This is a genomic window from Bradyrhizobium sp., from assembly GCF_047605465.1.
Taxonomy (GTDB): domain Bacteria; phylum Pseudomonadota; class Alphaproteobacteria; order Rhizobiales; family Xanthobacteraceae; genus Bradyrhizobium.
In genome coordinates this window covers 99,397-106,445 of the sequence record NZ_JASGFS010000017.1, presented here as the reverse complement: position 1 = coordinate 106,445, position 7,049 = coordinate 99,397, and the positions used below count along the sequence as shown (strand labels likewise).

At 64.4% G+C, this 7,049-nt stretch carries 6 protein-coding genes; 2 read left to right on the top strand and 4 right to left on the bottom strand.

Annotation, left to right across the window (positions count from 1 at the left end; translation table 11 throughout):
• Nucleotides 1–552 (top strand): CoA transferase (locus QM712_RS16305; RefSeq protein ID WP_415024137.1); only part of this gene is annotated, 552 nt, incomplete at its 5' end.
• 81 nt (nt 553–633) lie between these two features.
• On the opposite strand, the gene QM712_RS16300 is transcribed toward QM712_RS16305, so the two are convergent.
• From QM712_RS16300 to QM712_RS16285, 4 genes are all read right to left on the bottom strand, one after another.
• Nucleotides 634–1,866, bottom strand: a complete 1,233-nt coding sequence (locus QM712_RS16300; RefSeq protein WP_415024136.1) for an ABC transporter substrate-binding protein — start codon at nt 1,864–1,866, stop codon at nt 634–636.
• Between the two features lie 60 nt (nt 1,867–1,926).
• Nucleotides 1,927–2,688 (bottom strand): enoyl-CoA hydratase/isomerase family protein, encoded by a 762-nt coding sequence (locus QM712_RS16295; protein ID WP_415024135.1) that lies wholly within the window; start codon nt 2,686–2,688, stop codon nt 1,927–1,929.
• Nucleotides 2,688–3,923, bottom strand: a complete 1,236-nt coding sequence (locus QM712_RS16290; protein ID WP_415024134.1) for a CaiB/BaiF CoA transferase family protein — start codon at nt 3,921–3,923, stop codon at nt 2,688–2,690. The genes QM712_RS16295 and QM712_RS16290 overlap by 1 nt, the downstream gene beginning before the upstream one ends.
• A gap of 140 nt (nt 3,924–4,063) precedes the next feature.
• Nucleotides 4,064–5,374, bottom strand: a complete 1,311-nt coding sequence (locus QM712_RS16285) for a hydroxymethylglutaryl-CoA reductase, degradative (protein ID WP_415024133.1) — start codon at nt 5,372–5,374, stop codon at nt 4,064–4,066.
• A gap of 278 nt (nt 5,375–5,652) precedes the next feature.
• Here QM712_RS16285 and QM712_RS16280 point away from each other — a divergent pair, with 278 nt between their 5' ends.
• A complete protein-coding gene (locus tag QM712_RS16280; RefSeq protein ID WP_415024132.1) occupies nt 5,653–7,047 on the top strand; it encodes a PLP-dependent aminotransferase family protein in 1,395 nt (464 codons plus the stop codon).
• Nucleotides 7,048–7,049: the final 2 nt, after the last annotated feature.

The following is a 7,049-nucleotide window of genomic DNA, read 5'->3' as shown; positions in this document are numbered from 1 at the left end:
AACGATTCCGGCGGCGGCCAGCCCGGCCGCATCCTGAAGTGCAAGGGCTGGGAGACCGATCCCAACGCCTACATCTACTTCATCACCCAGGCCCCGGTCTGGGAGAAGATCTGCGACGTCATCGGCGAGCCGACCTGGAAGACCGATGCGAACTACGCCAAGCCCGCGGCCCGCCTGCCGCGACTGAACGAGATCTTCGCCCGCATCGAGCAGTGGACGATGACGAAGACCAAGTTCGAGGCGATGGAGATCCTCAACAAGGACGACATCCCCTGCGGCCCGATCCTGTCGATGAAGGAGCTCGCCGAAGACGAGTCGCTGCGTGCCACCGGCACCGTGGTCGAGGTCGATCACCCCGCCCGCGGCAAGTATCTTTCGGTCGGCAACCCGATCAAGCTGTCGGACTCGCCGAGCGACGTGCAGCGCTCCCCGCTCCTCGGCGAGCACACCGACGAGATCCTGCGCACCGTGCTCGGCTTCAGCGATCACCAGGTCGCCGATATCCACAAGTCCGGCGCGCTCGATCCGCCGCAGAAGCAGGCCGCCGAGTAGGCGCAGCGCGCAGCAAACGACGAAAGGCCGCCGGATCCGGCGGCCTTTTTGTTGTCGGAACCCATGTGGTCGCGCCGATCCCTACTTCTTGACCAGCGAACACCGCGACTGGGCCAGCGGCTGGAACGCCTGCTCGGCCGGGATCGTGGCGAGCAGCTTGTAGTAATCCCAGCGTCCCTTGGACTCCTCGGGCTTCTTCACCTCGAACAGATACATGTCGTGAACCATGCGGCCGTCCTCGCGGATCTTGCCGTTCTTGTAGAAGATGTCGTTGACCGGCAGCTCGCGCATCTTCTGCATCACGTCTTCGGTGCGATCCGTGCCTGCGGCCTGAACGGCCTTGAGATAATGCAGGACCGATGAATATGTGCCGGTCTGAAGCATGTTCGGCATGGCGTTCATCGTTGCGTAGAAGCGCTCCGACCATTTGCGGGTGTCGTCGTTCATGTCCCAGTACGAGGCTTCGGTGATGGTCAGGCCCTTGGCCTCCTTCAGACCGAGCCCGTGGACATCGTTGATGAAGCCGGCTAGGGCCGCGAGCTTCTGGCCGCCGGAGGTCAGGCCGAACTCCGAGGCCTGCTTGATCGAGTTGATGGTATCACCGCCGGCATTGGCGAGCGCGACGACCTTCGCCTTCGAGCCCTGCGCCGTGAGCAGGACGGAGGCGAAGTCGGCCGTGCCGACCGGATGCTTGGTGCTGCCCACGACCTTGCCGCCGAGCGACGTGACGACCTCGCCCGTATCCTTTTCGAGACCCTGACCGAAGGCATAGTCGGCCGTCACGAAATACCAGGTGTCGAAGCCCTGGCTGACCAGTGCCTTGCCGGTGCTGTTGGCGATCGCGAAGGTGTCGTAGGCCCAGTGCACGACATAGGGTCCGCAGACCTCGTTGGTGATCCTGGTCGATCCCGGCGAGCTCAGCGTGATGATCTTCTTCTTTTCCTTTGCGATCTCGAGAACCGCCAGGGCCGGCGAGGACGAGGCGACGTCGAGGATCGCGTCGACCTTCTCGGTGTCGAACCATTTGCGCGCGACGTTGGCGCCGATGTCGGGCTTGTTCTGGTGGTCCGCCGACACGATCTCGATCGGCATGCCCAGAACCTTGCCGCCGAACTCGTCGACGGCCATCTGCGCCGCCGTGACCGCGCCCTTGCCGGTGATGTCGGCATAGACGCCCGACATGTCCTCGATCAGCCCGATGCGGACGACGCCGTCCGAAATCTTCTCGCTCTGTGCAGCGGCCGGAGCCGCACAAAGCAGCACACCGGCAGCCGCGCTTGCCAGCCAACGCAGGCCGAATTCCGATCGTCTCATATCCCTACCCCTTTCAAATGAAGTCTTCTTGTTGCCGCGGCCCACGAAACGGCCGAGGCATCATCGCTTTTCGTCAGCCCTGTTCGCGAAGGCGGCGAGGCCACGCTTGGCATCCGCGCTCGTGAAAGTGCGCTGACCGAGCCCGGCTTCGAGACGAAACGCCTCGGCGAGCGGGAGGTCCTGCAGCGTCAGCGCCGCTTCCTTGATGGTCTGGATCGCGACCGGACTGAGCGCTGCGATCTTCGCGGCGAACTCGAAGGCCAGCGGCTCGACCTTGTCAGCGTCGACGACGTGGTTGACGACGCCCTTCGCCAGCATGTCGCCCGCGGAGAAGCGCTGCGCCGTCAGCATAATCTCCATGGCATGCGCGTAGCCGATCTGCCGGACGAGGCGCACCAGCGTGCCGCCGGCCGGCACGAAGCCGTGTTTCGGCTCGGGCAACTGGAATACGGCATCGCGCGCCGCGATCCGGATATCAGTCGCCAGCATGATCTCGAAGCCGCCGCCCATGCACATGCCGCGGACGGCGCTGACGACCGGCTTGAAGAAGCCCGGAAACTTGATGTGGGCCGGGTCCCACTCCGAGATGTCGAACCTGTCGGAGGCAAGCGCGGGAATGGATTCGGTGAGATCGGCACCGACGCAGAAGGCCCGCTCCCCCGCGCCCGTCAGGACGACCGCGCGAATGGCGTCATCGTCCTTGATCTCGAAGAAGGCGCGGCCGAGATCGTCATACATGGCGAGCGTCAGCGCGTTGAGCTTGTCCGGGCGGTTGATGCGGATCGTCGCGATGTGGCCGTCCCGGGTGAAATCGATCGACATCAGACCGCTCCCGACGCCTTGAGGCGTTCCAGTTCCTCCGGCGTCACGTCCGCGAGGCGCGAGAGAACCTGCGCATTGTGCTCGCCCGGCAACGGAGCCTTCTCGAACGAGGTCTGCTCCGCCCCGGACAGCTTGATCGGCAGGCCGAACATGCCGATCAGCTTGCCCGCGATCGGGACGTTGACGATCATATTGCGCGCGGCGATGTGCGGATCCTCGACGACCTCGGCGATGGTCTTGATGGCGCTGAGCGGAATCTTGTCACCCGCCATCTCCTCGAGCTCGGCCTTGGTGTAGCGGCTGAACCAACGCTCCAGCAGCGGCTTGACCCTGGTCTCCGCCACGACCCGGTCGAACCGCTTCTCCATCGTGTCGATGTCGGGATCCTTGGCGCGCTCGGGTTCGCCGAACAGCGCGCAAGTGATCGCCCAGAATTTGTCGGTGTAGCCTCCGAAGAAGACGTAGCCGTCCTTGCACGGAAACTGCCCGTAGGGCCGCACGAAGGGATGATCGTTGCCGAGCGGCGATGCCACTTCCTTCTGGGCGGTGTAACGGACCACCGCGTTCTCCGTCAGCGTCAGGACGGAGTCCTGCTGCGAGACGTCGACCACCTGGCCGATACCGGTGGTCTCGGCCTCCCGCAGCGCCGCCAGCGTGCCGATGGCCGCATAGAGCGAGGCGGCGAGATCGCCGATGATGGTGCCGACGCGAACCGGCGGCATGTCGGCATAGCCGTTCATGGACCACAATCCGCCGGCCGCCTGCCCCGTATTGTCATAGGCGGGTTTGGACGAGTTGGGCCCGGTGCGGCCGAAGCCGCTGATGGCGGTGTAGATCAGCCTCGGATTCTCGGCGCGCAGCACCTCGTAGCCGAGCCCGAGCTTGTCCATCGTGCCCGGCCGGAAATTCTCGACGAGGATGTCGGCCTTGCGGACCAGCTTCTTCAGCAGGGCCTTGCCGTCGTCCGACTTGAGATTGAGCGTGACGCCGAGCTTGTTGCGGTTGAACTGCGTGAAGAAGGCGCTGAGCTGCTCGTCGTCCTCCCCGACGAAGGGCGGGAATGTCCGGGCATAATCGGGATCGCCCGGGTGCTCCACCTTGATCACGGTCGCGCCGAGATCGGCGAGCAGCATCGAGCAGAACGGGCCCGCGACGACACGCGTGATGTCGAGAACGGTCACGTTCGCGAGAGGGCCGCTGCGGGCGGCCAGTCCGCCCAAATTGTCTTTGTTCACGTCATCCTCCCATCCCCTCTTTCGAATGCGCGCCGGCATGGCATGCGATTGTCGCCGAAGGGTGTGAGCACCGAAGATACAGTTTCATGTCCGCTCGTCGAGGCGACGAAATGCCTGCACGGCATGCAGGCACCGACACCTCACGAACGCAGCTTTTCGAGAACCTCCTTGGCGCGATCGACGCGCACGTCGTGGTCGGCGGCGAGCGCCGCGGCGACCTTCTCGATCTCGTCGCCGGACGCCCCCGCGACGATCGCGATATTCCTGGCGTGAAGCGCCATGTGCCCCTTCTGGATTCCTTCCGTCGCGAGCGCCCGGAGCGCTCCCATGTTCTGGGCCAGCCCGACGGCGACGGTGACTTCCGCCAATTCCTGGGCACTCCGAACGTCCAGAATCTTCAATGCGGCGCGCGCGGCCGGATGAGTCTTGGTGGCGCCGCCGACGAGGCCGAGCGCCATCGGCATTTCGAGCGTGCCGACGAGATTGCCCTTGCCGTCGATCTCCCAGTTGGACAGCGACGTGTAGCGGCCGGACCGCGACGCCCAGACATGGGCACCGGCCTCGATCGCGCGCCAGTCGTTGCCCGTCGCCACGACGACGGGATCGACGCCGTTCATGATACCCTTGTTGTGGGTTGCGGCCCGATAAGGATCCACGATCGCGAACGCGCAGGCCTCGACGATGCCGCGCGCGACGCGTTCGCCGCCGTACTCGTCGGTGCTCAACGCCTCGGGCGTCACCGACACCATGGCGCGGGCAATGCGCAGGTCCGCGTAGTTCGAGAGGATGCGCAGGCGCACCGTGCCGCCGGTGATCCTTTCCACGATCGGCGCGACCGTCTCCGCCATCGTGTTGACGGTGTTGGCGCCCATCGCGTCGCGGACATCGACGATGAGGTGCACGGCGAGCATCGGCCCGACCGGCGTCTGCTCGAAGATGTGGACTTCGATGTCCCGGCATCCGCCGCCGAGCGAGATCAGCACCTTGTCCTTGGCGTTGGCGGCCTCGATGATGGCCGAGCGCTCCTTCAGCACCCGAGCGCGGGCGCCATGCACGTCGGTCACACCCAGCACCTGCACCTGCGCCCGCATGATGGGCCCGGTGCTCGAAGTGTGGAAGCCGCCGCATTTGCGGACGATGCGAGCCATGTAGGACGCCGCAGCGACGACCGAGGGCTCCTCGATCGCCATCGGGACCAGATAGTCGCGGCCGTTGACGGTGAAGTTGGTGGCGATGCCGACCGGCAGTTCGAAGGTGCCGATGACGTTCTCGATCATGCCGTTGGCAAGCTCGACCGGCAGCGTGCCGGCGCCGAAGGCCGACCGCTCGGCCTCGCCGAGCGATGTCGCATCGGCCACGCGCCCCATCCGCTCGGCGGGCGCAAGGTTGCGCAGGTTTTCCAAGCGCGAGTTGATGTTCTTGGGCTGTCGAGCCGACTCGGGTCCGGCCATTGCCGCGCCTCCCACAGAGAATTTTTCAATTGGCGGGACGTTAGGCGGCGGCGCCACACGATCAAAAGGGACAATTTCAAAATACTGTCCGCAACTGTACCCTTTGCTGCGGATAACAATTCATCCGAAGGTCAACGAAAAAGTTGCCGGAAGTGGCTGCCGGCATGCGCCCTCGCCGCCACATGGTTCCCATTGAGCCGCCGGCAGCCTTCCTGCTATCGTCAAACGAGGGTACGCTTTTGTGAATTGTCCGGAACTGTATCTCTCGAGGATCTTGCTTGCCGCCTGCCGATGACCAACGCGATCACGCAGTGACGCTGGCCGGCGGGCTGGCAAATCGATTGCGCACGCGCATTCTCTCCGGCGCCTTGCCGGAGGGTGGCCGCCTGCCCTCGATCCGGAAGGCCGCTGCGGAATTCGGCGTCTCGAAGAACACCGTCGTCGAGGCCTATGACCGGCTGGTGCTCGATAACCTCGTAACGGCGAAGGCCGGATCAGGCTTCGTCATTACATTTCGGGGCGACGAAGGCGGACGGCCACGGCATGTCACCGAAGCGGTCGACATCGCTTCGCTGCTGAATGCGCAGCTCTCGCAGAATTTCGAGATTCGCGTCGGCGACGGGCGGCCGCCTGCATCATGGACGGAGCACTCCGAGATCAAGCGCTATCTGAGCAGCAACGGACGGATGCTGCCGGCCGACGCCGACGCGTACGGATCCGCGCTCGGCTTCCTGCCGCTGAGGCAGCAGATCGCGCTGCGGCTGCAGGCCCAGCAGGTCGCCGTCAAGGAGGACAGCCTCCTGCTGACGTTCGGCGCCAATCACGCGCTCGATCTGATCATCCGGGCGATGCTCTCGCCGGGTGATACCGTTCTGGTCGACGAACCCGGCTACTATCCCCTGTTCGCGAAGCTGACGCTTGCCCAGGTCCGCATCGTGGGCGTCCGGCGCCTGCCCGACGGCCCCGATGTCGACGACCTCACGGCCAAGATTCAATCGGAACGCCCGAAACTGTTCTTCACGCAGTCGCTCGGGCACAATCCGACCGGAGGTTCGATCACCCTTCCGGTCGCGCACGCCGTCCTCAAGGCGGCGACGCGCTCCAACCTCGTCATCGTCGAGGACGATCCGTTCGCCGATCTTCCCATGACGGCCAACAACCGGCTGGCCACGCTCGACCAGCTCAACAACGTCATCTCGGTTGGAACATTCTCGAAGACGCTTTCGGCGAGTTTGAGATCCGGATTCATTGCGGCCCGCAGCGATCGAATCGCAACGCTTGCGGAGCTCAAGATGCTCACGACCGTCAACAGCTCCGGACATGTCGAGCGACTGCTCCATCGGTTGCTCGTGGACGGCCATTACGACAGGCATTTGAGGAAACTCGGGCAACGCACCGACGCCGCGTTGAAAAGAGTTCAGGCCGAGCTGACGCGAGCGGGTCACCAGATCTATTCCGCGACCATGGCCGGATACTACCTCTACCTTGTGCTTCCGGAGGGGCTGGACGACATGAAGCTGGCGCGGGAAGGCGCGAAGGAAAGCATCTTCATCGCACCCGGCAGCTTGTTCTGTCTCGACAAGACCAGCCCACTGGCCAGAGCGATCAGGATCAATGTTTCGCGCGCCGACGATCCGAAATTCTACGAGTTCCTGCTGCGCCGGACGCGATAGCC

Coding starts and splice junctions, on each gene's coding strand:
- QM712_RS16285 (WP_415024133.1), bottom strand. CDS start 5,374: ATGGCCGGACCCGAGTCGGCTCGACAGCCCAAGAACATCAACTCGCGC.
- QM712_RS16300 (WP_415024136.1), bottom strand. CDS start 1,866: ATGAGACGATCGGAATTCGGCCTGCGTTGGCTGGCAAGCGCGGCTGCC.
- QM712_RS16295 (WP_415024135.1), bottom strand. CDS start 2,688: ATGTCGATCGATTTCACCCGGGACGGCCACATCGCGACGATCCGCATC.